The 24,302-nt window shown below is 62.5% G+C and carries 21 protein-coding genes; 16 read left to right on the top strand and 5 right to left on the bottom strand.

Annotated features, from left to right (window positions below):
- The coding region (locus tag GXP39_18200; GenBank protein ID NOZ29966.1) for a hypothetical protein at positions 1 to 151 on the bottom strand (151 nt) is incomplete at its 3' end.
- A 321-nt stretch (positions 152 to 472) separates the two neighbouring features.
- On the opposite strand from GXP39_18200, the gene GXP39_18195 reads away from it, so the two are divergent.
- The 9 genes from GXP39_18195 (at position 473) to GXP39_18155 (ending at position 10,927) form a co-directional block, all read left to right on the top strand.
- Positions 473 to 1,525, top strand: a complete 1,053-nt coding sequence (locus GXP39_18195) for a LacI family transcriptional regulator (protein NOZ29965.1) — start codon at positions 473 to 475, stop codon at positions 1,523 to 1,525.
- Between the two features lie 84 nt (positions 1,526 to 1,609).
- Positions 1,610 to 2,593 (top strand): crystallin J1, encoded by a 984-nt coding sequence (locus tag GXP39_18190; protein NOZ29964.1) that lies wholly within the window; start codon positions 1,610 to 1,612, stop codon positions 2,591 to 2,593.
- Between the two features lie 123 nt (positions 2,594 to 2,716).
- Positions 2,717 to 4,051, top strand: a complete 1,335-nt coding sequence (locus GXP39_18185) for a sugar ABC transporter substrate-binding protein (GenBank protein ID NOZ29963.1) — start codon at positions 2,717 to 2,719, stop codon at positions 4,049 to 4,051.
- Between the two features lie 115 nt (positions 4,052 to 4,166).
- The gene (locus GXP39_18180) at positions 4,167 to 5,063 is read left to right on the top strand and encodes a sugar ABC transporter permease (GenBank protein ID NOZ29962.1); all 897 of its coding nucleotides are present in this window, start codon (positions 4,167 to 4,169) and stop codon (positions 5,061 to 5,063) included.
- A complete protein-coding gene (locus GXP39_18175) occupies positions 5,060 to 5,956 on the top strand; it encodes a carbohydrate ABC transporter permease (GenBank protein NOZ29961.1) in 897 nt (298 codons plus the stop codon). The genes GXP39_18180 and GXP39_18175 overlap by 4 nt, the downstream gene beginning before the upstream one ends.
- Before the next feature lie 12 nt (positions 5,957 to 5,968).
- A complete protein-coding gene (locus tag GXP39_18170; GenBank protein ID NOZ29960.1) occupies positions 5,969 to 8,044 on the top strand; it encodes an ADP-ribosylglycohydrolase family protein in 2,076 nt (691 codons plus the stop codon).
- Positions 8,034 to 9,476: a CoA-binding protein gene (locus tag GXP39_18165; protein ID NOZ29959.1), complete on the top strand. Its 1,443-nt coding sequence runs from the start codon at positions 8,034 to 8,036 to the stop codon at positions 9,474 to 9,476. Before GXP39_18170 ends, GXP39_18165 begins: the two co-directional genes overlap by 11 nt.
- On the top strand, positions 9,469 to 10,143 hold the full coding sequence (locus GXP39_18160; GenBank protein NOZ29958.1) for a hypothetical protein: 675 nt from the start codon (positions 9,469 to 9,471) through the stop codon (positions 10,141 to 10,143). The genes GXP39_18165 and GXP39_18160 overlap by 8 nt, the downstream gene beginning before the upstream one ends.
- A gap of 1 nt (position 10,144) precedes the next feature.
- Positions 10,145 to 10,927 (top strand): citryl-CoA lyase, encoded by a 783-nt coding sequence (locus GXP39_18155; protein ID NOZ29957.1) that lies wholly within the window; start codon positions 10,145 to 10,147, stop codon positions 10,925 to 10,927.
- A 33-nt stretch (positions 10,928 to 10,960) separates the two neighbouring features.
- On the opposite strand, the gene GXP39_18150 is transcribed toward GXP39_18155, so the two are convergent.
- The 3 genes from GXP39_18150 to GXP39_18140 all read right to left on the bottom strand — a co-directional run bounded on the left by GXP39_18150 (position 10,961) and on the right by GXP39_18140 (position 14,907).
- Positions 10,961 to 12,547 (bottom strand): thiamine pyrophosphate-binding protein, encoded by a 1,587-nt coding sequence (locus tag GXP39_18150; protein ID NOZ29956.1) that lies wholly within the window; start codon positions 12,545 to 12,547, stop codon positions 10,961 to 10,963.
- 38 nt (positions 12,548 to 12,585) lie between these two features.
- Positions 12,586 to 13,737 carry a galactonate dehydratase gene (gene dgoD, locus GXP39_18145; protein NOZ29955.1) on the bottom strand — a complete coding sequence of 384 codons (1,152 nt, stop codon included), beginning with the start codon at positions 13,735 to 13,737 and terminating at the stop codon, positions 12,586 to 12,588.
- 78 nt (positions 13,738 to 13,815) lie between these two features.
- Positions 13,816 to 14,907, bottom strand: coding sequence for a DUF362 domain-containing protein (locus GXP39_18140; GenBank protein ID NOZ29954.1), 1,092 nt, complete (start codon positions 14,905 to 14,907; stop codon positions 13,816 to 13,818).
- 219 nt (positions 14,908 to 15,126) lie between these two features.
- Here GXP39_18140 and GXP39_18135 point away from each other — a divergent pair, with 219 nt between their 5' ends.
- Positions 15,127 to 16,170 carry a zinc-binding dehydrogenase gene (locus GXP39_18135; protein NOZ29953.1) on the top strand — a complete coding sequence of 348 codons (1,044 nt, stop codon included), beginning with the start codon at positions 15,127 to 15,129 and terminating at the stop codon, positions 16,168 to 16,170.
- Between the two features lie 17 nt (positions 16,171 to 16,187).
- Positions 16,188 to 17,186, top strand: a complete 999-nt coding sequence (locus GXP39_18130) for a zinc-binding alcohol dehydrogenase (protein NOZ29952.1) — start codon at positions 16,188 to 16,190, stop codon at positions 17,184 to 17,186.
- 123 nt (positions 17,187 to 17,309) lie between these two features.
- Here GXP39_18130 and GXP39_18125 read toward each other — a convergent pair whose 3' ends face one another.
- On the bottom strand, positions 17,310 to 18,317 hold the full coding sequence (locus tag GXP39_18125; GenBank protein ID NOZ29951.1) for an aldo/keto reductase: 1,008 nt from the start codon (positions 18,315 to 18,317) through the stop codon (positions 17,310 to 17,312).
- A gap of 642 nt (positions 18,318 to 18,959) precedes the next feature.
- Between GXP39_18125 and GXP39_18120 the strand changes: the two genes are divergently transcribed.
- The 5 genes from GXP39_18120 to GXP39_18100 form a co-directional block, all read left to right on the top strand.
- Positions 18,960 to 20,192: a hypothetical protein gene (locus GXP39_18120; protein ID NOZ29950.1), complete on the top strand. Its 1,233-nt coding sequence runs from the start codon at positions 18,960 to 18,962 to the stop codon at positions 20,190 to 20,192.
- 414 nt (positions 20,193 to 20,606) lie between these two features.
- Positions 20,607 to 20,984, top strand: coding sequence for a metallopeptidase family protein (locus GXP39_18115; protein ID NOZ29949.1), 378 nt, complete (start codon positions 20,607 to 20,609; stop codon positions 20,982 to 20,984).
- A 30-nt stretch (positions 20,985 to 21,014) separates the two neighbouring features.
- Entirely contained in the window at positions 21,015 to 22,319 is a 1,305-nt protein-coding gene (locus GXP39_18110) for a hypothetical protein (protein ID NOZ29948.1), read from the top strand.
- 152 nt (positions 22,320 to 22,471) lie between these two features.
- Positions 22,472 to 23,287: a sugar phosphate isomerase/epimerase gene (locus tag GXP39_18105; protein NOZ29947.1), complete on the top strand. Its 816-nt coding sequence runs from the start codon at positions 22,472 to 22,474 to the stop codon at positions 23,285 to 23,287.
- A 3-nt stretch (positions 23,288 to 23,290) separates the two neighbouring features.
- The coding region (locus GXP39_18100; protein NOZ29946.1) for an aminopeptidase P family protein at positions 23,291 to 24,302 on the top strand (1,012 nt) is incomplete at its 3' end.

The raw sequence follows: 24,302 nt of genomic DNA, 5'->3' as shown, positions 1-24,302 counted from the left end.
TTGCCACCTGTGGCCGTCCGAAGATCGCGACCATCATCCACAGCCAGGTGAAGACCAGGCTGATGGTGAAAAGGTGCCACGCCGTCTGCTGGCGCAGCTCACTAACCAGATGCTTCGCCTCTTCGAACTGCGCGTTCACAGTTGCCTGCATCGTCTGCCTCCCTTCGCCCGCCGCTGGCCTCGCCGCGTCGGCGGGATGGCTGCCCGATCGTCCCCTTCATGTCCCTGTGCTCTCATCGCGTGTCAGGCTGGCGTCTATGACGGCCCGACCCATCGTATCCGAAGCAGATTATCCGGTCAAGCGCGATGCAAGGAGGGGGCTCTTTTGCTCTGGTGTGGAGAGCAGGAACGCCGTGTTTCCACCGAAAAAGATACGCTCTCAATGAGCGTGTCGGGTTGACAGTGGGAAGAAGATCTTGTACAATATGAATGCTGGGAACGTTCCCATCGCTGCTGGAAGATGGAGAGTGCTATGAAACGCCGCCCGACGATCCTGGATGTTGCCCGTTTGGCAGGGGTTTCCAAGACCACTGTTTCGCGCGTGGTGAACGGTGATGATCGGTGGGTACGGCCGGAAGTGCGCCGCCGCGTGCGTCAAGCCATCGCTGAGCTGGGGTACGAGCGGAACGCCCTCGCCGGGGGATTGCGTACGGGGCGCACTCATACCATCCTTCTGGTTCTGCCCGACATCACCAACCCCTTCTGGCCGGAGGTGGCCCGAGGCGTGCAGGACGCTCTGGACGCGCAGGGATATGCCACGGTGCTCGCCAACAGCGATTGGGAGGAGCGCCGGGAGCGAGAGTTCCTCTCTATGGCGGTGCGCAATCGCTTTGCCGGCATCATCATCAATCCAGCCCGGATCAGCAACGATGATCTGGTGGCCAGTGGGATTCCCACGGTGGTCTTGGGCTTGGGGGGGAAGTACCCGGATCTGGATATGGTGGGCAACGACAGTTTCTCCGGTACGGCCCTGGCCCTACAGCACCTGCTAGACCTGGGGCATGAGCGCATTGGCTTAATCAACGGCGTTTCGCGGCGTTCCGGCGGCTCTTCACGCCTGGAGAGTTACAGGCAGTTTTTCCAGGAGCGTGGACTGCCTGTAAGCGAGGAATGGGTCGTCACTTGTCCCTACGGACAGGAATTCGGCTACCAGAGTATGAAGCGTCTGTTGCGGCTGGACGAGCCGCCGACGGCGGTGTTGGCGGCCAACGATGTGCTGGCCATCGGCGCGCTGCGGGCTGTGCAGGAGGAGGGATTGCATGTCCCCGATGACATCTCCATCGTGGGTATGGATGACATCTACGCCGTCTCCGTCACGACGCCCCCTTTGACCACCGTGGCGAAGCAAAAGCATGCTCTGGGATGGCAGGCTGCCACATTCCTGCTCGAGCGGATGCGGCACGAGGCCCCCGAGGAGCCCCGTCGGTATCGCTTCCCCTGCTATCTGGTGCAACGAGGATCCACTGCGCCGCCGCGGAGCAAGCTCCTACGGCTGGAGCCCGCGCAGAGGGCGCAATCAGCTTGATCGCTATTCTCTCTTCTTTTTTTCGCCCTGCTTTGGGAACGTTCCCAGCAACCTCCAACGAGGCAATGTGAGGAATACACCATCATGATCACCAGAGAGACGTTAATCGAGGACCGAAATCGGTGTTATCAGAAGGCGGCGGGTTGTCTGGCGGGGCTGGCGGTGGGAGATGCCCTGGGAGATCTTGGGCGGGATCACGGCTACCGTCAGCGCTATGGCATCATCACCAACCTGTATGACGGCGCCAAGGGCACAGATGATACGGAGTTTGCCCTGCTTACGGCACGGACCCTGCTGGATCATCAAGGGCAGATCACCTCCGAGGCGGTGTATCGTTCGTGGCGCAAGCATATCCTTGGGCAAGGGGGGGTACACGATCGGGCGGGAAAGCCTCTCTACGGTGCCGTGGAAAACCTCAAACGAGGCCTGCGCCCTCCTCTGTCGGGGCGCGACAACGCCTTGCACATTGACGACGGCGCGGCTATGCGCATCGCTCCCATCGGCATCGTTTGTGCGGGAGAGCCGGAGCGCGCTGCGGCTATGGCGGAGATCGAGGCGCAGATCAGCCACTATGCCGACGGCATTTGGGCAGCCCAGGCGGTGGCGGCCAGCATCGCCGTTGCCATGGTGGACGGCACGACGGAGGAGATCATCCAGGCTGGATTGCAGCAGATACCCGCTGACAGCTGGCTAGGTCGCTCCATGGAGCGTGCGATGGCCATCTGCGAGGAGGCGGGTTCCGTCGAGGCGGCCTGGGAACGTTTACATATCGACCTCTGGACTACCGTCCACTCCGCCAGCCCTGAGGCTATCCCGCAGATTTACGCCATCTTCCGGCTCACCGACGGTGATTTCCACCGGGGGATGTTCTGGGGGGCTAATTTCGGACGGGATGCCGACACCATCAGCGCTGTGCTCGGCGCGCTGGCCGGGGCCCGGCACGGCCTGGCTGTGATCCCGCCGCGGTGGGTCGAGATGACCCGTCGGCCTGCCGGCGTCTGTCTGAAGTTTGCAGCCCAGGAGGACATCCTTCAGGTGGCCCGGGAGTTGGCGGAGCTGATCCGTTAGGCAAACGAAAAGGAGGTGAGGAGAGAGCAGAGCGTGTTTCGAGGAGGATTCTTCTGCTCATGGGGCCCGCCGTGCAAGGTACACGGTGGGTGTCCCCCATCTCAATCCTATGGAGGATGCAAGATGGAGAAACATGCGATAAGCCGCCGTGATTTCCTTCGCTATGCTGGTCTGGCCGCTGCGGGCACAGCGCTGTACGCCTGCGCCCCGATCCAGGCGCCGACACAGGCCCCTGGTACTCCCGTTAAGGAGGCGGTCACCATTGAGTGGTGGACGGTCAGTTCGGAGGAGTACAACGAACAGGTCCAACGCGATCTGGCCAAGCAATTCGAGGCATCGCATCCTGGCATCAAGGTGAACGTCACGGTCCTGCCCGAGAGTGGCTTTCAGGACAAGATGACCACCACCTTGGGGGCGGGACAGGGGGCGCCCGATGTGGCTTTCTTCTGGGACAACAACTGGTTCCCCCAGGCGTTGGACCTGCGGCCTTTCATCGAGAAGGACAACTTCGACACCAGCATGTACATCGAGGGCTTCTGGAAGACCCGTGCCCTGTGGGGCGATGTGGTGATCGGTCTGCCCCTGGGCGTGGGGGCCAACTTCGTCATGTACAACAAGGACGTCTTCGATGAAGAGGGGGTGGAGTATCCCTCGTGGGATGTCTCCACCGAGGAGTGGCTGGAACTCCTGCCGAAGGTCACCGATCTGGAGAAGAAGCGCCGCTGGGGTGGCGATCGCCCGCGGGGGCCCTTCCGGGCCATTTGGTTCAACTACGGCGCCCGCCTCTACAGCGATGACAGCAAGACGGTGGAGGGCTATCTGAACGGTCCCGAATCGGTGGCTGCCTATACCTGGCTGTGGGACTTGGTGGCCTCGAACACGACCCCCACGCCTGCTGACATCGAGGTGCTGGGCACCGAGGGCACGGGGCCGGTGGATCTCTTCCTGGCGGGTCGGCTGGCCACCGCCACCCTTAACCAGGGACACATGCTGAACGCCGTCAACGCCGGTGCGAACTTCGGCATCGTGCCAGAGCCGGGGGTGCCGGGCAATGAGAGATGGGTGAATGCCTGGTCGCTCACCTGCTCCATCTGGAAGGGAACGCAGCATCCAGAGGAGGCGTGGGCGTTCCTCAAATATTGGGTGGGGCCTGAGGGCCAGCGCTTCTTGATGGAGAATGGCAATCTCTTCCCCTCTATCCGCTCGGTCCTTCATGAGTACAAGGATGCCGACAAGGACTACGTGCAGGCCTTCTTTAAGGTGCTGGAATTGCGGCAGGTGGCCGAGTGGCGGATGACGCACCTGTGCGAGCGCACGGTGAAGCGGGCCATCAAGGACGTGTGGGATCGCATCAATTTGATGCAGATCAAGCGGGATGAGATCAAGGCCGCTCTGGATGCGGCGGTGCCGAAAGCGCAGGCGGCTCTTGAGGAGTGTGTCGTTCGGCTGGGCAGTTAGGCCTTGCTGTGCCCTGTGGGGATGGGAGTGAGGAGCCGTCGTCGGACGCTTCCTTGCCCCATCCCCTCGTATCTACCTGGGAGGATAGATCGTGGCGCTTGCTGGCTGGCGCGGGATGAGCCGCAGGGCTCGGCGTGAGGCGCTAGAGGGATATCTGAGCATCCTGCCCTGGGTCATCGGCTTCCTGGTCTTCACTTTTGGGCCGATCGTGGCCTCCATCTATTTCGGCTTCACCGAGTGGAGCATCACCCGGCCGCCTCGTTGGATTGGCCTGGACAACTACGTGCGCATGTTCACTCGCGATCCCCTCTTCTGGACATCCCTCAAGGTGACCTCCTCTTACGTGGTGATGGCCCTGCCGCTGCAATTGGTAGGAGGGCTGGCCCTCTCTTTGCTACTGAACATCAAGGTGCGGGGCATGAACGTCTACCGCACCATCTTCTATATCCCCGCCGTCATCTCGGGAGTGGCTGTCGCCCTGATGTGGATGTGGCTCATGCAACCCGACTACGGGGTGATCAATAGCCTCCTCGCCCTCGTGGGCATCCAGGGGCCCAAGTGGTTTTGGGACCCCAAGTGGGCGCTCCCTTCGGTGGCCATCATGAGCGTGTGGAAGGTGGGTGGCGGGGCGGTGATCTACCTGGCGGGATTGCAGAACATCCCTCCCCACCTTTACGAGGCGGCGGAGATCGACGGCGCCGGGCGCTGGCCTCGCTTTTGGCACATCACCGTCCCCTTGCTGACGCCGACGATCTTCTTCCAGTTGATCGTCGGACTTATCGAGGCTTTTAAGGTCTTCACCGAGGCCTTCGTCATTACCAAGGGCGGACCTCTGAACGCCACCTACTTTTACATGCTCTACCTTTACGAAGAAGCATTCCAGAACTTCAACATGGGGTATGCCTCGGCGCTGGCTTGGGTGCTGACCCTCATTATCCTGACCTCGACGATCATCCTCCACGTCACCTCCAGCCGCTGGGTGTACTATGAGGCAGAGGAGAGGGGAGCATGACGCAGAAAGCATCGGTCGGGACGATTCGGCCGCGGGGCGTCATTCGGAGCCCTCTGCTCTCTCGCCAGACGCGCCGTTGGCTGGGAGCTGGCATTACCTATCTAGGCATGACGACGCTCGCCTTCTTCTTTATGATCCCTCTTCTGTGGATGCTCTCCACAGCGCTGAAGGCCCGCTGGGAGGTGTTCGCCTGGCCGCCTCAATGGATCCCACAGGAGCCCCACTGGGAAAACTTCCGGGAGGCGCTTACCCGGTATCCCTTCGGGCGCTTCACGATGAACACCGCCCTCCTGGTGGTGGCCAACACCATCGGCGAGTTGCTCTCGGTGCCGCTGGTGGCCTATGCCTTTGCCCGCCTTCGCTTCCCGGGTAGACGCTCCCTCTTCATGTTGGTGATTGCCACCATGATGATCCCTCTACAGGCGAAGATCATCCCTCTCTATGCCCTCTTCCACCGCCTGGGGATGATCGACACGTATTGGCCGCTCATCTTACCCTCCTTCGCCGGGGATCCCTTCTTTATCTTCCTCATGGTGCAGTATATGCGTACCATCCCCTTTGATCTGGATGATGCCGCCCGCATAGACGGGGCGGGGACGTGGGGGATCCTCTACCGGGTGATCCTGCCCCTGTGCAGGCCGCCGCTGACTATCGTCGTCGTGTATACCTTCCTGTGGACCTGGAATGAGTTCCTAAAGCCTTTGATCTACCTGAATGATTTCCACTCCTTTACCATCCAGTTGGGCCTGGCCATGTTCCGGGGGCGGTATAGTGTTGAGTGGAATCTGTTCATGGCCGCCACACTTATCTCCGTGCTCCCGGTGCTCGTCGTTTATTTCTTCGTCCAGAAGCAACTGATCGGCGGTATCGCCTCAGTGGGCCTAAAGGGTTGAGAGGTGGAGGTAATGGCGTTGGTCTCTCGCATTCCGCCCGATTACGATGATCGCGTCTATGCTGGCTGGCTGGGGAAGTGCATCGGTGTGCGGTTCGGCGCGCCGCTGGAGAGTTGGACCTACCGTGAGATCATGGACAACCTGGGCGAGGTGCAGGGGTACCTTCAGGATGAGAGCAAGATCTTCAAGCCCGACGATGACACCAGCCTACCTCTGATCCTCATCCGGGCGCTGGAGGATACGCCTGTGCCCCAACGTCTGTCGCCAGAGGAGATCGGTGATGCTTGGCTGAACTACCTGGGCGATCAGCGTGGCACGATCTGGTGGGGAGGCTACGGCCGCTCGACGGAGCACACCGCCTATGTCAACCTGGCTTGTGGGATCCCCGCTCCTCTCTCCGGTTCTATCGCCCTGAACGGCCCCGCACTGGCCGAGCAGATAGGCGGGCAGATCTTCAGCGACATATGGGGATTGGTGATTCCCAATCATCCCCCATTGGCGGCTGAATACGCGGCCAAGGCCAGCAGCGTCTCCCACGATGGCAATGGGATCTACGGCGGCATGTTCATCGCAGCGCTGGTCAGCCAGGCTTTCAGCGAATCTGACCCCGAAGAGCTCATCCGTACGGGACTGGGTGTGATTCCTCGCGATAGCGAGTACGCTCGAGTGGTACGAGCGATGTTGGACTTTCACCATAAACACGACCAGGACTGGCGCGCGGCCTACCACTTCATCGCTGAAAACTTCGGGTATGATCGCTATCCGGGCATCGTGCCCATCATCCCGAATGCGGGCGTTGTGGTGATGGCGTTGCTGTACGGTGCGGGTGATTTCTCACGGGCTATTCAAATTGCTAATATGGCCGGTTGGGACACGGACTGCAACGTGGGCAACGTGGGAGCTATTATGGGCGTTGCTGTTGGGCTTGAAGGGATTGATGATTACTGGCGTGCCCCCATGAATGACTTGTTGATCACGGCCAGTCTCATCGGCACCCGCAACCTGCTTGATATCCCGGCTTGCGCTGACCTGATATGCAAATTGGGGCGCGAGCTCGCCGGAGAGCCGGTGCGCCCTCCACGTCCTCGTTATCACTTCGAGTATTCTGGCTCAACCCATGGGTTTCGACGACGTTCCCATCGGGGAACGGGCATCGCGCTACGCCAGGTCCCTCTTGGAACGGGTGGCGCCTTGCGAGCAACCGTCCGCAAGCTGAATAGAAAGGGCGAGATCAGGCTGTTCGTCGAGACCTATTATCGTCCCGATCGGCTGAGCGGCAATTACTATGGGGCTAGCTTCTCCCCCAAAATTTATCCCGGCCAGGAGATGCGAGCTCGCGTTTACCTGCCGGAGGATGCGAACGATCAACTGCGGGCTGCGCTGTACGTCTGGGACGGCAACCGGGCGAGAGCTTATCAAGCCCCAGGCGAGCCATTGACTCCCGGCCGATGGCATGAGCTGGCTTATCAGGTTCCCGAGCTGCATGGTGCCTGTCTCTGCGAGGCTGGCTTGGTCCTGCGCAATCTGGGGCAGCCGTGGAGCGGCTCCATCCTGCTCGACTATCTCGACTGGGCGGGGACACCGCGCTTCAGCTATGACTTCGCACAAGAGCGAGAGGAATACGGCGCGATCAGTCAGTGGACGTTTTTGCGCGGATACTGGCGGTTAGAAGAGGGCGGTTATCACGGCAGCGGGCCGTCCGTCAACGAGACATATAGTGGTGACATCGAGTGGCAGGACTATACGCTGACCGTCCGGCTGGTTCCGCTGATAGGCGACTATCACAACATCAACGTGCGTGTTCAAGGTGCCCTGCGCTCTTACGCGTTTGGGCTCACTCCGGATGGGGTCACACTGTATAAAAACCTCCGGGGCTATCGCCCGCTCGGAAGCGCTGCTTTCGGCTGGAAGCACGGGGAGAGCTATGAACTGCATTTCACCGTCGAGGAGAACCGGTTAACCGCCTGGGTCACCGATGGCCCGCAACTGACGTGGTCCGATGACGATGATCCTTATCTGAAGGGGCAAATCGGGCTATCCAACTTCGCTGGCTGTCACACTCGCTACGAGGCCGTCTATGTCCATTGATCGTCCGGGTCTCGATCCCTTCTTCGCTCCTCGTCGCATTGCCCTCGTGGGCGCCTCGGAACGGGGGATGTACCCGGCGGGGATCCTCCGGAACTTGTTGGATTATGGCTATTCGGGGGAATTGTATCCGGTCAACCCAAACCGTGAGACTGTGTTCGGATTGCGGTGCTATGCCGATGTTACCCAGCTTCCCCATCGGCCTGATTTGGTTATCCTCACCGTCCCCCGAGAGACCGTTCTGCCCGTCCTGAGGCAATGTATCGCGATAAAGGCGCCGGCTGCGCTCGTGATCACTGCCGGGTTCGCTGAGTCTGATGAGCGCGGCAAATCCCTACAAGCCGAACTAGTTGGTTTGCTGCGTGGCCAGCCGATGCGGGTAATCGGCCCGAACAGCGCCGGCCTGGCCGACATCCCAGGTCGCCTCATCGCCACCCGGCTGCCGGCAGAGCCCCGGCCGGGTCCCGCCTCTTTCGCCTCTCAGAGCGGTGCCCTGATGATGGCCCTCTACGGGCTGTTCGCGGACCGCTGCATCGGTATGAACCGATTGATCTCCGTCGGCAATCAGGTCGATGTCACCCTGGCCGAGGCTCTCGACTACTTGGTGGATGATCCCAACACCGAAGTCATTGGCGCTTTTGTGGAGGGTGCTCGGGATGCTCCCACTTTCGTAAAGGCCTGGCGGCGGGCTCTCATCGCTGGCAAGCCGATCGTGCTGATCAAGAGCGGTCGCACCGCTAGCGGACGGCGGGCGGCCGCCACGCACACGGCCGCTTTGACCGGCTCGTCACGTGTATTTGAGGCCGCGTGTGAACAATTCGGCGTGATCCTCGTCGACGATATACGGGCTATGATGGACATCACGCAGGTGATGGCCGCTTTTGGGCGGAGATTATCGGGCAGGGGACATGTCGCTCTTGTTACTCAATCAGGAGGTCTGGGCTCGTTGACGGCAGATTTAGTGGAGGCTTCCGCGTTGCACGCTCCGCCTCTGAGCGGGCGGCTGATCGCTCGGCTGCGGGATCTCTCCCATATCCCACAGTATGGACAGCTTGGCAATCCCACCGATGTACGAGGCCCAAGCGTCATAGGCTCCGCTACCACTGAGACGTTGAGGCCCTTCCTGGAAGACCCGGACACCGATGTGGTCGTCTTGCTCCTGGCGAAATCCGCGGTGCGGGAACAGGATGCGGCTACTGCTCAGGCGATCGTGGACGCCGCTCGGAACGCGGGCAAACCGCTGTGTGTCGTTTGGGTGGGACAGCGTTATCCCGCCGAGCCCCCTGACTGGCCGCTGGGGCACCGCATTCTGAGCGAAGCGGGCATCCCTCTCTTTGATCAACCCAGCGATTGTGTCCGTGCCTTGGCGAGCGCTGTCAGCTACTGGCGCTATCGAGAGGCTTGGCTGGCAGATCCCGAGGTGTGTGATGTCTGACCAGGGCGCAGCCTTGCCCTATCCCCAGACGGCCAGCCTGTTGGCGCGCTATGCCATCCCCGTGGCACGAGCCCTTCTCGTGCAGACTCCGTCCGAGGCTGTAGACGCCGCTTTCCTGTTGGGCTTTCCCGTCGCCTTGAAGGCGCTGTCTCCTCACCTGAGCCACAAGACGGAACAGGGGCTTGTCTGCCTGGACCTGAGCACGGCGGCCGAGGTTGAAGAGGCCGCCTGGTCCCTGCTCGCTCGCATGGCCGGGCAGCCCCTGGAAGGGCTGCTGGTGCAGGCGATGGTCCCCGCGGGTGTCGAGGTTATCGTCGGCATGAGCACCGATCGACTATTTGGCCCTGTGGTGGCCGTTGGGTCTGGTGGCATCCTGGTAGAACTGTTGGACGATGTGGTATTGCGGTTGCCACCCCTTACGCGCGCTCAGGCATTGCACATGGTCAAGCAGACCAAGGCGTGGACGCTTTTGCAGGGGTTCCGTGGTCGGCCGCCAGCCGATGTCGATGCGCTGATCCAGTTGATCGTCAACTTCTCCCGGCTGGCGGTAGAACAGGCCGATCGCCTCCTGTCTATAGACCTCAATCCCGTGATCGTGCATCCCATGGGAGAGGGGATTAGCGTTGTCGATGTGCGAGCTTTTCGTCATGGCCGCAGGGAGTCATGAGATGGTAGAGCCTATCACGACGGCCATATCCCAGATCTATCCGGACCGGGTGTTGGTCCGCGGATACAACCTGGTGGACATGGCGGGGGGATATACCTTTGGCGACGTGGTCTATCTGCTGATGACCGGCGAGTTGCCGAGGGGCCCGGAAGGGCGGATGATTGAGGCGATGCTGGTCATTTGTGCCGAGCACAGCATCAACGCCCCTTCCACTCAGGTCGCTCGAACTGTCGCGAGCTGCGGGGTGCCGATGCAATGCGCTATTGCTGCCGGCATCAACGCCATCGGCGAGTATCATGGCGGGGCGGGCGAAGCCTGTGCGAAGATGCTTCAAGTCGCCTTGCGTCATCCTGAAAGCGATCCTGAGTCACTGGCCGCCCGCATCGTGGCTGAGTTTCGCCAGGCCGGCCAGCGCATTCCTGGCTTCGGTCATCGCTTTCATAATCCGGACCCTCGCGCTGAACGTTTGTTGGCGCTGGCAGATACGTGGAATATCAGCGGGCCACACGTGACGTTGGCCCGTGCGATAGAGGCGGAACTGGAGAAGGCCGCCCAGCGCCCACTTCCCCTGAACGTGGACGGTGCTCAGGCGGCCATCCTCTCTGACATGGGGATCGATTGGCGGTATGCCAAGGCCGTCTTTATTATAGGGCGCACGGCTGGCTTGGCCGCGCATGTGCATGAGGAATGGACGTCCGGCTCACCTTTGAAATTTGCAGGCAAGCGGGAGATCAAGTACGTGGGGCCGCCCGAACGACGGGTGCCGGCTATTGGGCAGTCCTAGCCTTTCATTCCCATTAGATCCTCCATCAGCGTCTCAATACGATCGATACTCCGACGCGTCGATCCGGGCCTCAATCAACATGGGCCCGTCGGCCGCCAATCCCGCATCGATGGCGACACGCACCTCCTCGCTCGTGCGGGCAACGGTGGCCCGTGCGCCGAAGCCCCGCGCCACCGCACACCAGTCGACCGGCGCGAACAGCGTCCCGACGGGCTCGTAGCCGGCCGCCTCCTGCTTCAGCCGGATCAGGCTCATGGCTTGATCGGCCAGCACGACGACGATGACGGGGAGCCTCAACCGTGCCGCCGTCTCCAACTCCGAGGCTACCATGCCCATCCCGCCGTCTCCGGTGAAGCAGACGACTGGCGTCTCAGGCTCCGCGATCTTCGCCCCGATCGCGGCGGGGAGCGCGTATCCCATGATCGAGAGCCCGTTGGATACCAGGAAGCGGTTCGGCATACGTGCGGGCCAAAGCTTCCCGATGAGCAGTTTGTGGGAGCCCACGTCGCAGGTGACGATGGCATCATCGGGCAGGGCCTCCCGGGCCGTGCGCAATAGTCGGGATGGCTGCAGGGGCGTCATGTCGTGCTCCGGCCAGGGCGGCCTCGCCGCGGCGATCTCGTCCGGCGTCCAGCCTGAGCGGCTGTAGGATTCCGCCGCCAGCGCCTCCAGCGTCGCTCCGAGGTTGCCGATCAGCTCGATCTCCGTCGGCAGTGGCGGGTCCTCGTTGGGAAATTCGGCCGCGAAGATCGCTGGCGCCTCGAAGTCCCACGGCATCACCAACTCCACCGGATCGAACCCCACGGCCAGGATGCGATCGGCACGATGCAGTAGATCGGCTGAGGTCTCCCGGCGCTCCAGACCCAATACCCCGGCGTACAGGGGATGGTCCTCCGGGATGGCGCCCTTCGCCTTGGGCGTGACGACGACTGGCGCGTGCAACGCTTCTGCCAGGCGGCGCAGCGGCGCATACGGCGCTGAAGGCTCGATCCCCAGGCCGACCAGGATGGCGGGGCGTCGCGCTGTGCGCAGCGCCTCGGCCGCTCCCTGGATCGCTTCCGCAGGCACCGACGGCAGGTGCGGCGCAGCCTCCCTCGTCTCTGAGGAATCGGGCCTGGCCGGGGATTGCGCCACCGAGGCCGGGAGCTCGAGATGTACCGGCCCAAAACGGCCGGATCTTGCCAGTGCCATCGCCTCGCGTACTCGCTGCGCCACGTCATCTTCCACAGCGATAGGCCAGCTTCCCTTGGTCACGGGCGCCATTAGCCGCCTCAGGTCCAGTCGCTGATGCGAGTGGCGTGGCATCAGGGTTGGCTCGAGCTGGGCCGTCAGGGCCAATACCGGAGATCGGTCCAGGTAGCAGTGAGACAGCCCGGCCGCCAGGTTGGCCGCGCCGGGACCCAGCGTCGAGAGGCAGACGCCGACCCGTCGGCCGACGCGAGCATAGGCGTCGGCCATCCAGGCCGCACGAGCCTCATGGCGGGCCAGCACGAACCGGATGCCCGCCCGCTCCAGCGCAGCCACCAGGTCGATGCTCTCTCCGCCGGGCAGCCCGAAGACGATCTCCACGCCGTTTTCCGCCAATGTCGTAGCGATGACATCTGCGATCGTGCTACCCATGGCCGTCCTCGCCTCCTTCACTTTCGGACGTTCGTCCCTTAAGCCTCTCCGACGTGTATGCGTGGATAGCGTGAGATGACTTCCTCGTTGAGCTCCACGCCCAATCCCGGTGCGGTGGGGATCTCCAGATATCCATCTACTACTTGTTGTTCCAGCGCCTGTACCACGAGCGCGTAGTGCTCCTTTGGGCGGTAGGGGAACACCTCCTGGATGATGAAGTTGGTGATGCAGGCGTCCAGCTGAACCGCCGCGGCCGTAGCGATCGGGCCGGCGCAGTTGTGCGGCTGGACGTGCAGGTGATAGGTCTCCGCATGTGCGGCGATCTTCTTCGTCTCCATGATGCCGCCGGCCAGCCCCAGATCCGGCTGCAGGATGTCCAACACCTGCTTTTCGATGTATTGTCGGAAACCATAGCGGGTGTAGAGTCGCTCCCCGGCGGCGATGGGGATATCCACGTTGTCGGCCACCTTCTTCATGGCATCCACGTTCAAGGCGTCCACCGGCTCCTCGTAGAAGAACGGCTTGAGAGGCTCAAAGCGTCTCCCCATCTGGATGGCCGAGGTGGTGCCCAGGTTTCCGTGCACCTCGATCAGGATGTCCACCTCCGGCCCGACGGCCTCCCGTACCGCCTTCACCCGGGCGAAGGCTAGGTCCGCCAGCTCCCGATCCAGCGCGCGCCGCGGGTATCGCCACGTGCCATCCGGCCGAATGGCAAACGGGTCGAACTTGAGAGCGGTATATCCGTCGGCGACGACCTTCAGCGCCGCCTCCGCGTACTCCTCAGGACGCACACAGCCCCGATACCATCCGTTGGCGTATAGCCGCAGCCGATCCCAGCAGCGGCCCCCGAGAAGCTCGTATACGGGCACCCCCAGCGTCTTTCCCTTGATATCCCATAGCGCCTCCTCGATCGCGCTCATGGCGCCGAAGACGACGGGGCCGCCGCCCTGTGCCCAGAAGGTGTCCCGGTACATCCGATCCCACAGGTGCTCGATCCGGGAGGGATCGGCGCCGATGAGGAATCGCTCGGCGAGATCCCGTACCATGTTCAGTCCGGCCTGAGCGCCCACGCCATAGGCCAGCGCTACCTCGCCCACGCCGTCGATCCCCTCGTCCGTATGGACGCGAACGATCACCGGGTTCATATCGTGTACCTGCACGTTGTAGATATCCACGCCGGTGATTTTCATCAGCAGCCTCCCTGGCTATGAGTTGGCTAAAGTGTGACAAACTTCCGGAGGTGCGCCGCACCTGGCTACGCCCTACGCCTACGCGGCCAGGATCGTCCGGATCTGCCTGGCGAAGGCCGCCCCCTCCTCATCATCCGTGAGGATCTCGATCTGATCAGGGCTCTGCGCCCCGAGGCCCAACTCCACGGCCCGGGCGATCTGCTCCTGCTCGAACACCCGCCCCCGGCTCACCTCTGGTGTCGTCCCGAAATGGCGCAAGATGGCCACACCGACGGCATCGATGGCCACCCGGTCCGTGCCCGCCAAGACGACGTTGGCCTGCACCCGCTCGCCCCGGGCCGGCCCACCCTTCACGAAGGCCTCCACCCCATCGAGGACGATGAGGTCCGGCGCGTAGGCCGCGTTGATCTCGGCGATCATGAGACGCTGGTCGGGCGATGTGTGCAGCTCGTTCATGTAGTTGTAGCTTTCTCCGGGGAGGTATTTGGCTACCAGCCCCACCGAGTTCTTTAACGAGAGCGTGAAATGCCCGCCGTACTGATGGGTCTTCAGGCAGCAGGTCTGGAGGATATACGGCGTCTCCAGGGCCAGCTTCGCTATGGGGAACCCGTCTCGCCAGTGGCTCTCCGGCAGCCGAATCAGCTCCCAGCCGTCGGCATCGAGCTCATCCAGGGGCTGTACCTCAAGATCCAGCTCTCGACCCAGCTCGAAGATCCCCTTTTGTTCCATGACCTGGCGGGTATCTCCCATGCCGCTGCGGTCGGCCACGGTGATGGGGCCGGCACCCTCCTCCCTCAGCCAGGTCACCAGGGCGCGCAACATATCGTTATGGGTGGAGCCCGGGGTTGGATCTGCGCTGTTGAAGTTGGGTTTCAGGAGCACCTTCTTACCGGCGGGCCCATCCACGTCCAACAGCGCCAGGGCCCGGCGCATTCCTTCCACGCGATCGGATATACGGATCAAGGCCACTCGACTCATCTTCGGTACCTCCTCTTTCATCGGGACGGCGGCTGACAGCGGCGTCGGCGTGACGGGGCTGCGGATGGAGGCGAGAGGGGCGGGGGCCTCGCCACAGGCGGTCGTAAAGGCTCCCACCGCTGAGAGGGCGAGGAACTTCCGACGAGAGATCTCCCGCCGTCTTTCGGGGCCCTTCCTCTTGCTGATGGGCATGTGCATGGATCCGATCTCCTGCCCTCTGGGGGCATCCCTGTGAGGGAACTTTCATGGATGCAGCATTATACCATAGCCGGGCCTGTCGGGGTGGGGCGGCCGACACCGGGTTGACGGCCTTACCCTGTCAGGGTAAACTGGCTTCCGGGTTGGACAATCTCCTCCCCGATGGAAGCGGCGTTGGGGGGATGGATCGAAGTGAAACCAAGGAGGCGAAGCATGCGGGCTGTTGTCGTCCCAGAACCCGGACAGATCACGATCGCCGACGTACCCGAGCCGACCTACGGCGAGTATGAGGCGCTGACCGAGATCCTCACCTGTTCCATTTGCTCTGGCACGGACACGCACGTCATCGATGGATCCTTCCCAGCCCATCAGGTGTATCCCTGTATCCTGGGGCATGAGAGCATCGGCCGGGTGATCGCGTGTGGGCCACGGGTCCGCAACTTGAAGCCAGGCGATCTGGTGTTGCGTCCCGCCGCCGTGCGGCCCGGCGAGATGTTGGGCGAGTACGGTTCCATGTTTGGCGGCTTCGCCGAGTATGGCGTCGTCGCCGATGCGGAGGCCATCATTGCGGATACCCCTCGTGGGCAGGTTCCGAAACTGCCCCATTTCGCCACTGCCCAACAGAAGATGCCTCCTGATTTCGATCCCGACCTGGCGGGGATGTTCATCACCTTTAAGGAGACGCTCAGCTTCCTCTACCGACTCGGCGTGCAACCCGGGCGCAGCCTGCTGATCCTGGGGAGCGGGGTGGTGGGGCTGAGCTTCACTATGGCGGCGAAGATCATCGGTGCCCATCCAGTGATCGTCACCGGGCGCCGTCCGGAGCCGCTGGAGAAGGCAAGGGACCTCGGCGCGGATGCCGTGATCAACACGACGGTCGAAGATGTGGCGGAGGCCGTGCGGGCTTATACGGACGGGCGAGGCGTGGATTTCGCCGTGGAGGCTGTGGGGAACTGGGAGGTCTTGCAGTCGGGTATGCGCTCTCTCGCCGATGGGGGGCACATTGGCATTTATGGGATTGCTCCGGAGCGAAGGGCTACCCTGGATTGGTCTGGCACGCCGAGCACCTGGGCGCTGCGGTTTATCCATCCCAGAGAGGAAAACGTGCATCAGCAGGTCCTGGATCAGGTCCGCCTGGGGTTGGTGGACTTGCGTCGGCTGATCTCCCACACGATCTCTTTGGATGAGATCGCCTATGGATTCGACCTGGTGCGCCGGAAGCAGGCTGCCAAAGTCGTGGTGCGCATCCGGTCGTGAGCGGATTGGGGGGAACAATGGGCGAGAAGACGAGGGCTATCGCCTTCGTGGAGCCGTATCGGGTGGATATGATCTCGGTCGCCGTGCCCGATCTCGGCCCGACTGACGTGGCGGTGCGGACCGTCTATTCCGGGATCAGCGTGGGGACGGAACGGTGGGCGTTGACCGGGCGGTACGACCACTGGGGGGACGATGTGCCCTCCCATTATCCCCACGTTCCGGGATACCAGCGATCAGGTGTTGTGGAGGCGGTGGGCCCTGAGGTGCGCGGCCTGGCCGTGGGGGATCGGGTTGCCGTGGCAACGGGCGCCAGAGTGCAGGATGATGACCTCCGACGCAAGGGGTGGTTCGGACATGTTGGCTACTCCGTGGTGCCTCAGGATCAGGTGTGGAAGTTGGGGCCAATGGTGGACATGGAGGAGGCCAGCCTTTTCATGATGCCATGCGTCGGCGCCCACGGCGTGCGGTTGATCGACGTCCGCCCCGATGATCTGGTGGTGGTCATCGGCCAGGGGATGATCGGACAGATGTCGGCGCAGATGGCTCGCCTGCGTGGGGCGGTGGTGATCACCAGCGACTTGATTCAGCGACGGGTGGATCTCTCCGCCCTGCACAGCGCCGATGTGGCAGTCAATGCCTGGGACGATGATCTTGCGGAGGTGGTTCGCCGGTTCCAGCCGGAGGGGGCGGACGTGGTCATCGATACCTCCGGGAATGCCGGGCTCTTCGACTTCTGTCTGAAGCTGATCCGGCGGGAGGGGCGCATCTGCTTGCAGGGATATTACCCCGATCCGTTTCACATCGAGTTCCATCCCACCCATCTGAAGCGGGCGATCGTGGCTTTCCCGTGCGCCTGGGAGGATCCGGCGACAGTGCTCCCGCTGTTAAATCGACATAAGCTGCGGATCAAGCCGCTGATCACCCACCGCTTCCCGGTCGCTCGTGCGCAGGAGGCCTATGAGTTGATCCTGGATCGGCCGGAAGAGGTGTTGGGTGTGATCCTGGATTGGACGTGAGCGGGGGATCGCGTCCTTGGAGGGGCTGGCGCCCCTCGGGCCGCCCTTGAGGTTAACGCGAGGAGGCTTCCACGCCCGCTGTCAGCGGGCGTGGAAGCCTCTTGAGTTACGATGTGATCCGAATCAGAAGATGCGAGCCTTCATCCACGGGTTGCTGTTGTGGAAGTCAGATACGGCGTTGCCGGGATGGACCAGCTCGTCGCAGAAGGCCCGATCCTCATCGGAGAGGGTCATCTCCAGCACCGGGAGAGCGTCCTCCAGGTGCTCCATGGTTCGGGGGCCGATGATGGGGGAGGTGACGCCTGGCTGATCCTTGCACCATAGCAGGGCGAATTGTGAGGGCGTCATGCCCTTCTCTCGGGCGCGTTCGGCCATCTTCTCCGCCACGTCCAGGGCGGCGGGGGTGATCCGTTGGGCGAAGAGGCCCGCTCCTCCCTGTCGGCCTGCTCGGGAGTCCGGAGGCGGCGGCGCCCCCTTCTTGTAGCGTCCGGCCAGGATGCCGCCGGCCAGCGGCGACCACGGCAGGATGGCCAGCCCGTATCGCTGCGCCAGGGGGATCAGCTCATTCTCGATCCGCCGATCCACCAGGTTGTATGGCGGCTGTTCGGAGATGAAGCGGGCCAGATTGTACTGCTCGCTGATGGCCAGAGCTTCCATCACCATCCATGCCGGGAAGGTGGAGCAACCGATGTAGCGGACCTTCCCCTGCCGCACCAGATCATCCAAGGCGCGCAGGGTCTCATCCTGCGGGATCTCCAGCGCGGGGCGGTGAAGCTGATAGAGATCGATGTGGTCCGTTTGCAGGCGGCGCAGGGAATCCTCGCACGCCTTCATGATGTGGTAGCGACTGTTGCCACGGTCGTTGGGGCCATCTCCCATCCGGCCGTGCACCTTCGTCGCCAGGACCACCTGATCTCGCTTCCCGTTTTGCTTCAGCGCCTTGCCGACGATGCGTTCACTCTCGCCTGCGTTGTACACATTCGCCGTATCGATGAAATTGATGCCCGCGTCCAGCGCTCGATCGATGATCCGGATGGACTCTTCCTCTGACGTCGGTCCTCCGAAGTTCATCGCCCCCAGGCAGATGGGGGATACCAGTACACCTGTTCGTCCCAGAGATCGATACTCCATGCGTTCCTCTCCTTCTTCCTTCTTGAGCTTGTGTCCGATCTTCTACCGACTGGCGAGAGTGGTGCGCATGCTCATGGCATCGCGCTATAGAAATTATACCATGACTTGCGGGAAGGAAAAGGAGGAGCCGTCCTTTCAACTGGCGAGGAGATACGTGGGGTTTCCCGACGAGGGCTACCGCTTTGACACGGTGGTATATGTTATGTTACAGTAAGGCTTGTGCCTAGTTGCTGCCGGTAGGTGGCAGTGAGTGGTAGGTGGCCCTATTGGAACGGTGGCGGAATCTGGTGGTGTATCCGCCACACACAGATGTTTTTCATGGACATTCCTGACGCTATGTGGGCTATCCATTGTATCTACGGCCTTGTCACGGGTCGATCTCGTCGCGTGTCGAATGATCGACAGCTGTGGCAGCTAAGATTTGCGGATCCGTTCCTCTAGTCGGGGAGCACGTCGGACAACCGTCTAGAACCGGATTCTCACGTCGCGAGCGGTTTGGACAAGAGGGAAGGTACCTCGTCGACGTGGGGGGGCGTTTTGGACTTTCGTTGTCGCGTCGCTCCCCGATCACGCGGGTTGGGGAGGCGATGATCGCATTGATTCACCCAACGGCTATCGCGTTGATTGCTTCATTGAGGAACTATGACCCAACCATTGATAATCAACTCGATCGTTGGGGTCGCGGGCATACTCGCGTTCCTGGCGATCTTTTATCTGTCACCGGTTCGGAAATCACGATTGTGGACGATCACGGTCACTCCCCTGGCGTCCATCATCGGGAGCGGATTCCTGGTTGCCGCTCCGCTGTTGTACGAGAATTTCGGCAATCTGGCCCTGCCGGCCATGATCGTAATCAACCTCTTCGCCATCTCCGTCGGCGAGGCCATCCGCACGAATATCCGGCATTTCGATGTTCTGCGGGATAAGCTGAACGGCCAGGCTCCTCACTGGGCCTTCCTCGAACACCTGTCCAACCTGGCGTTGGGCGTCTCCTACATCATCTCCATCGCCTTTTACATCGCCTTGCTCAGCGGATTCGCCCTGAACTCGTTTCATCTCTACAACGGTCTGGGAATTCGCGTGCTGAGCACGCTGGTGCTTGCGTACATCGGCTGGACGGGCTACCGCGGCGGGTTGCACGGCATGGAGAAACTGGAGAAGGTTGCTGTCAATCTGAAGATGTCCATCATCGGCGGCCTGATCGTGATGCTGGTGGCGTACAATCTGGAGTTCGATGGCCGGGAGCTGGTCTTCCCCAGCCCGGAGATCGGATGGCACAGCCTGCGTGTGTTGGGCGGGATGCTGCTCATCACACAGGGGTTCGAGACGGTCAAATATCTGGGAGCCGAGTACGATCCGGGGCCTCGCGTGCGGGCCATGTGGGTGGCGCAGATCGTGGCGGCCGTGGTGTACATCATCTTCGTGCCGCTGGTGGCCGTGCTGATGCCTGGAGTGAAGATCATCAATGAGACGGCCATCATTGAGATCGTGGAGAAGGCGGCGTGGGGATTCGGCATGATCCTGTCCGCCGGCGCGATGTTCAGCCAGTTCGGGGCGGCCGTAGCGGATACCGTGGGTACCGGCGGGCTCCTGGAGCGGGAGACCCGGGGGCGCCTGCCCGAGAAGCGCGCCTATGCGATCGTGACCGTCATCGCCATCCTACTCATCTGGGCCTATGATGTCTTCAGCGTGCTCACATTGGCCTCTCGGGCCTTTGCCTTCTACTACGGATTGCAAACGCTGATCGCCATCGGCGTGATGTGGCATCAGCCCCCCTCCCATGGGCGCACCTTGCGGCTGGTCCTGTTCCCCATCCTGGTGGTTGTTCTGTTCTTCATCACCATCGCGGCGGTCCCTGCTCATACGGGTTCCTGATCGATCCTGACGTGTGATGGAGCGCACGCCGCCGCACGCTGAGAAGGTGTCTGAGGGTCTCCCTCAACGACAGCTCCACAGGGGGATGTGTGGAGGGGACCTTCCCTCCACGAAAACTCCGCTTTTCGGCCTGCACCTGCCTCTCTCGGCGCTTCCTGCAGGACCCGTGCCGGGGCCGGACAGGTCGAGAGCGGAGAAGGGCTTTTTCCGGAGGGGGCTACCCTCCGGGCCTCCCCACAGCAGAAGCGACGGCATTTCTCAAACGCACTCTGAAAAGCCCTGATCCTGTCATGGGGGGCGGGGCTTTTCGGTTTCCGCACCACCTTATCATGGCCTCTCTGGACGCCGCTACCGGCCGATGGTATACTCTGGTCGCTTACATGTTCTTGTGATCGCGGTGCTCTCTTGGCAGGTATGGGAATGGTGGTACGTCCGGAAGAATTCGATCGGCTGGTGGACGAGGCGTTGGAGAGTTTGCCTGAGGAGATCCGCAAGCGCCTGGATAACGTGGCCATCGTCATCGCTGACTGGCCCACGCGGGCGGATCTGAGGCGAGCGGGTGTTCCGCATGGGGCCACGCTCTTCGGCCTGTACGAGGGCGTGCCGCTCACGCAGCGTACGACGCATTATGGCCTCGTCCCGCCGGATAAGATCACGCTCTTTCGTGGCCCGTTGCTGGCTTATTCCCGTGACCCCGAGGACCTGCGTGAGCGGGTACGCCGTACCGTGATTCACGAGATCGCCCATCACTTCGGTATGGACGAGGATCATATCCGTCGGCTGGGTTACTGATCCCCTGATCCTGGCTCCCCGGAGGCATTTATGCGACGAATCCTCTGGCTGTTGTTGATTATCCTCGCTGGGGCGTGGTCGGTTACGGCCTGCAATCCTGAAGACGTCAGTGATCTGCTCACGGCGGTTCCTACGCTGACGGCGCCCACGCCATCGGCTACCCTGGGCCCTCCCATCATCATCGATGCCCGGGTGCGCGATGTCTCAACGATCATGAGCGTCATCGCCATTTATCCGTCTCAGGGATTCGAGCAGATCGTCGTCAGACCCGGGGCTACCATCGTCGGGCTGGGTGGGCATCCCATGGATCTTACCCAGATTCACTCCGGAGACATCATCACGGTTTATGGACCACCGGTGGGGGATGGGAGCGCCTTGTTGGCGATCCGGATCGCCGTGCGGCCGGCCTATGTGTCGCAGACGGAGGGGCAGCCCGTCGAGCCTGCCGAGCAGGTGATCGCCCGCTTTTTCCAGGCGATGGATCGAGGACGTATCGATCAGGCGTTGCGGTTGATTTCGCCGGTAGCCCGGATCCAGCAGGGTGAGGATGTCTGGGAGGCGCGATTGCGGGCTGTCCAGAGCATTCGGCTTCTCAGCGTGGCGCGGGTCAATCAGGCGGCGTGGACGGATCACTGGCAGGAGTACCTGGTCACGGCCCGGGTGGTTGCGGAGGAAGGGGGCGATTGGGAGCCTGGGGTCAGCCGTCGCTATGTGGCTGTGGTACGGGGCACCAGCGGGCCATGGCTGATCCTGGATATACGGCGGGAGCCGGGGACCCCGGTGCAGATGACGCGGCTGGAGGGGACGTTGATGCGCGTGGACCGACAGCGGCGGGTGCTCACGGTGCAGCCGAAGGACCGTGCGCCGGTGGAGATCGCCCTCTCTGAGCATACGCAGGTGGTGACGGAGGATGGGTGGTCGCTGTGGCTGGACGAGCTAAAGCCGGGCGTCTTGCTGGCCGTAGAGGGATTGCCCGCCGGTGATCGGGGCTTTCTGCCCGATCGCGTGACGGTTTTTGGCCTCCCGGGACAGCCCTCCGTCTCATTGAATCCGTCTGAGGGAACGGTGGGGCAGACGATCCGAGTCGTGGGACGAAACTGGCCGCCCGGGGCTGAGCTCAGGATCTACGTGACCGTCCCGACGGCCACCTTCCAACCGAAGCCGGTCGCCGGCGGTGTCGTGGATGAGAACGGCCATTTCGATGTGGCGTTGACCATCCCCACGCGTTGGCCGGATGGCGTGCCGGTCACGGAGGAGGTGTTGAACGTGGTGGTCAGCACCGCCGATTTCACAGCCAAAGCCCGGACGCAGTTCCACGTTGTGAAGCCGGAATGAGGGTTCTGATCGCTCGCGCGTAGCTGTGGACATGAGGGAGGATGCCCTTCGCCCCGGAGGTCGAGGAAATGCGGAGGGCCCTCCCTTTGCGATTTTCCCATTCGTCATGCTCGGGTGTGGTGCCACCAGGGTGCTTACCGGGGAGGTAAACGATGGCGGGATTCCTCTTGTGTTTGAACACCAGCACGATTCAGCCGGCGGATCTGATGACGAAGATCACCGTGACGGCGGAGGCGGGCTTCCAGGGCATCGAGCTGTGGGTGGATGACATCGATGCGTTCGTGGCCGGCGGCGGCACGCTGGAGGCGGTGAAAGAAACGCTGCGGGATCGGGGGCTCGCCGTGCCCTCTGTGATCGCTGTGCACGATTGGGGAGGTACGCAGGGGCAGGCGTTCACGGCGGCATGGGACGAGGCGCGACGGCGCATCGAGATCGCCGCCGCGTTGGAGGCCCCGGTCATCGTCGCCACCCCGCCCGCGGGCCAGGTCGATCTGGACCTGTTGGTGGAGCGATATGCGCGTTTGGTGGCGTTGGGGCGGGAACATGACGTCCGGATCGCCTTTGAGTTCCTGGGATTCCTGGAGCATGTGAACAATTTACCGTTGGCCTGGGAGATCGTGCAGCGAGCGGGGGACCCGGATGGCTGCCTGACGGTGGATTCGTTCCACATTCACCGCAGCGGCCGCTCCGTGGACGACCTGCGAGCGGTGCCGGCTGAGCGCATCGGCATCGTGCACGTGAACGACGTGCCAGAAGGGATTCCCGTGCCGGAGCTGACCGATCATGATCGGGTGATGCCCGGGGATGGGATCTTCCCGGTGCGGGAGATGTTGGGCATGCTGGCGGAGAATGGGTATCAGGGCGCCGTCTCGCTGGAGCTTTTCAACCAGTCCTATTGGGAGATGCCCCCGAGCGATGTGGCGCGCATCGCCTTCGAGAAGCTTCGCTCGGTCTTACCGGAGGGGTGATCCATGCTGACGGCCGAGGGATGCCGTTCGCGACAGGGCCGGTTGTGGGAAGGAATCGAGGCTGAGGTGGAGGTCGTCCTCATTGCGGCGCCGTGGCACGTCCACTACCTGACGGGGCACTACATCTCGCCCAACACGCTGAACGTGCCCAGCACCCGTCTTTTGGTCCTGGAGCGGGGAGGGGCGGCCCGGCTCTTCCTGGACAACTGGACGGCCCGGGGGGCGCAGCACGCTCACGTGGATGAGATCGTGGTGTACGAGTGGTACGATGGCCGTCAGCCGGGACGTGATCGCCACGCCGGCGTTGTGGGGATGCTGACAAACTGGCTGCTCGAGAGGCGGCCACGGCGCGTAGCGATTGAGCCTGCCCATCTGCCGTGGAGGATCGCGGAGGTTTTGCGGGAGTCGGGGACGACCGTGGTGGATGTGACGCCGGTGCTGCATGCGATGCGGCTCCGGAAGGATCCCGATGAGCTGGCGGCCATTCGGTTCGCCGTGCAGGCGGCTGTGGCCGGACACGCGGCGGCGCGTGCAGCCGTCCAGCCGGAGGTGACCGAGCTCGACGTGTATGCGGCGGTGCACGCGGCGACGGTGAAGGCTGCCGGGGGTGTGGTGACGATGCTGGGGGATTTCGCATCCGGCGGTCGATCGGGAGGACCGCCGTCCGACCGGATCTTGCAGCCAGGCGACCTGATGATCGTCGACTTCTTTCCCATAGTCAATGGCTATCGTGCGGATATCACGAACACGTATGCTGTCGGGCGGCCCACGGACGCGCAGCGTCGGCACATGGATTTGCTGCTGCGCGCCAAGGCGGCGGGCGAGGCGATGCTGCGTCCGGGGGTGACGGGGGGACAGGTGTACGCGGCCGTGCGGGGCGTCTTTGAGGAGGCCGGGGTAGCGGAGCACTTCCCGCATCATGCGGGGCATGCTTTAGGGCTGATGCACCCGGAGCCGCCGTTCTTCGTCCCGGAGAGTCAGGAGCCGTTGCAAGAGGGACAGGTGGTCACCCTGG

The sequence above is a fragment of the Chloroflexota bacterium genome, assembly GCA_013152435.1.
Lineage (GTDB): Bacteria > Chloroflexota > Anaerolineae > DUEN01 > DUEN01 > DUEN01.
Note: the sequence above shows the minus strand (reverse complement) of the source record. Positions and strands in the feature narration are given on the sequence as shown.

What these genes read in the sequence shown, in the direction of transcription:
- GXP39_18140 (NOZ29954.1), bottom strand. Translation starts at nt 14,907, where the DNA reads ATGCCCATCAGCAAGAGGAAGGGCCCCGAAAGACGGCGGGAGATCTCT.
- GXP39_18195 (NOZ29965.1), top strand. Translation starts at nt 473, where the DNA reads ATGAAACGCCGCCCGACGATCCTGGATGTTGCCCGTTTGGCAGGGGTT.
- GXP39_18120 (NOZ29950.1), top strand. Translation starts at nt 18,960, where the DNA reads ATGACCCAACCATTGATAATCAACTCGATCGTTGGGGTCGCGGGCATA.
- dgoD (NOZ29955.1), bottom strand. Translation starts at nt 13,737, where the DNA reads ATGAAAATCACCGGCGTGGATATCTACAACGTGCAGGTACACGATATG.
- GXP39_18135 (NOZ29953.1), top strand. Translation starts at nt 15,127, where the DNA reads ATGCGGGCTGTTGTCGTCCCAGAACCCGGACAGATCACGATCGCCGAC.
- GXP39_18130 (NOZ29952.1), top strand. Translation starts at nt 16,188, where the DNA reads ATGGGCGAGAAGACGAGGGCTATCGCCTTCGTGGAGCCGTATCGGGTG.
- GXP39_18160 (NOZ29958.1), top strand. Translation starts at nt 9,469, where the DNA reads ATGTCTGACCAGGGCGCAGCCTTGCCCTATCCCCAGACGGCCAGCCTG.
- GXP39_18170 (NOZ29960.1), top strand. Translation starts at nt 5,969, where the DNA reads ATGGCGTTGGTCTCTCGCATTCCGCCCGATTACGATGATCGCGTCTAT.
- GXP39_18150 (NOZ29956.1), bottom strand. Translation starts at nt 12,547, where the DNA reads ATGGGTAGCACGATCGCAGATGTCATCGCTACGACATTGGCGGAAAAC.
- GXP39_18180 (NOZ29962.1), top strand. Translation starts at nt 4,167, where the DNA reads ATGAGCCGCAGGGCTCGGCGTGAGGCGCTAGAGGGATATCTGAGCATC.
- GXP39_18110 (NOZ29948.1), top strand. Translation starts at nt 21,015, where the DNA reads ATGCGACGAATCCTCTGGCTGTTGTTGATTATCCTCGCTGGGGCGTGG.
- GXP39_18105 (NOZ29947.1), top strand. Translation starts at nt 22,472, where the DNA reads ATGGCGGGATTCCTCTTGTGTTTGAACACCAGCACGATTCAGCCGGCG.
- GXP39_18115 (NOZ29949.1), top strand. Translation starts at nt 20,607, where the DNA reads ATGGGAATGGTGGTACGTCCGGAAGAATTCGATCGGCTGGTGGACGAG.
- GXP39_18185 (NOZ29963.1), top strand. Translation starts at nt 2,717, where the DNA reads ATGGAGAAACATGCGATAAGCCGCCGTGATTTCCTTCGCTATGCTGGT.
- GXP39_18175 (NOZ29961.1), top strand. Translation starts at nt 5,060, where the DNA reads ATGACGCAGAAAGCATCGGTCGGGACGATTCGGCCGCGGGGCGTCATT.
- GXP39_18155 (NOZ29957.1), top strand. Translation starts at nt 10,145, where the DNA reads ATGGTAGAGCCTATCACGACGGCCATATCCCAGATCTATCCGGACCGG.
- GXP39_18125 (NOZ29951.1), bottom strand. Translation starts at nt 18,317, where the DNA reads ATGGAGTATCGATCTCTGGGACGAACAGGTGTACTGGTATCCCCCATC.
- GXP39_18165 (NOZ29959.1), top strand. Translation starts at nt 8,034, where the DNA reads ATGTCCATTGATCGTCCGGGTCTCGATCCCTTCTTCGCTCCTCGTCGC.
- GXP39_18190 (NOZ29964.1), top strand. Translation starts at nt 1,610, where the DNA reads ATGATCACCAGAGAGACGTTAATCGAGGACCGAAATCGGTGTTATCAG.